Origin of the sequence: Mesorhizobium sp. M7A.F.Ca.AU.001.01.1.1 (assembly GCF_004022735.1) — a bacterium.
GTDB lineage: Bacteria > Pseudomonadota > Alphaproteobacteria > Rhizobiales > Rhizobiaceae > Mesorhizobium > Mesorhizobium ciceri.
Map to the genome: position 1 here is coordinate 1 of NZ_RZPF01001083.1, position 1384 is coordinate 1384.

Consider the following 1384-nt stretch of genomic DNA (forward strand, 5'->3'; position numbering starts at 1 on the left):
AGGATATTCAGAAGCTGGCGCTTGTATTCATGGATACGCTTGATCTGGATGTCGAAAAGCGCCGAGGGATCGACCTTGATGCCGAGCCGGTCGGCGACGAGGTTGGCCAGCCGCGCCTTGTTGGCTCGCTTGACGGCGGCGAACTTGTCGCGAAAGGCGGCATCGCCGGCGAAACCGTCGAGATCCTTGATGGCGTCGATGTCATCGAGAAAGCGGTCGCCGATCGCCTCGCGGGCAAGCGACGTCAGCCCGGGATTACACTGGATCAGCCAGCGCCGCGGCGTGATGCCGTTGGTCTTGTTGTTGATGCGATCGGGATAGAGCTTGTGCAGATCGGCGAACACCGTCTCCTTCATCAGGTCGGTGTGAAGCGCCGAAACGCCGTTGATCGAGTGCGAACCGACAAAGGCCAGATTGCCCATGCGCACCCGGCGGTCGCCATTTTCCTGGATCAGCGAGATGCGGCCGATCTGCTCGTCCGAGAACTGGTTGGACGCACGCGCCTCCAGAAGCACTTCAGCGTTGATGGCATAGACGATCTGCATGTGGCGCGGCAAAAGCCGCTCGAACAGCGGCACCGGCCAGCTTTCCAGTGCCTCGGGCAGCAGCGTGTGGTTGGTGTAGCCGAAGGTGCGCTGGGTGATGTCCCAGGCCTGATCGAAGTCCATGCCGTGGACGTCCATCAACAGGCGCATCAACTCCGGCACAGCGATGGCCGGATGGGTGTCGTTCAGGTGGATCGCAGCCTTGTCGGGCAAGGACTTCAGGTCGCCATATTGGCTGAGATGGCGCTGAACGATGTCCTGCAGCGATGCGGTGGAGAAGAAATATTCCTGCCGAAGCCGCAGTTCCTGCCCGGCCTTGTGGGAATCGGCGGGATAGAGCACGCGCGACAAGGCATCGGCCTTGTTGCTTTCGGCGAGCGCGCCGATGTGGTCGCCGGCATTGAACTTGTCGAGCAGGATCGGATCGACCGGCATGCCCGACCAGAGCCGCAGCGTGTTGACGCGGTTGGCCCGCCAGCCGACGACGGGCGTATCATAGGCGACGGCCAGCACATGCTCGGTCGGCTTCCAGACATGGCGTTCGAGGCGTCCGTCCTTGGAGGTGATCGATTCCACCGAACCGCCGAAACCGACCTCGAACGAGCGCTCACGGCGTTCGAATTCCCACGGGTTGCCGTGATCGAGCCAGGTTTCAGGCAATTCGACCTGCCAGCCGTCGTGAATCTCCTGGCGGAACATGCCGTTGGCATAGCGGATGCCGTAGCCATGCGCGGGAATGTCGACGGTCGCCATGCTTTCCATGAAGCAGGCCGCAAGCCGCCCGAGGCCGCCATTGCCAAGTGCGGCATCCGGCTCGAGTGCGGCGATGAGATCGAGAT

Annotated in this window: 1 protein-coding gene; it reads right to left on the minus strand. The window is 62.2% G+C overall.

Annotated elements, in window-relative coordinates; translation table 11 throughout:
• Positions 1 to 1384: glycogen/starch/alpha-glucan family phosphorylase (gene glgP / locus EN884_RS36020; protein ID WP_128361127.1), on the minus strand; the 1384-nt coding region annotated here is incomplete at both ends.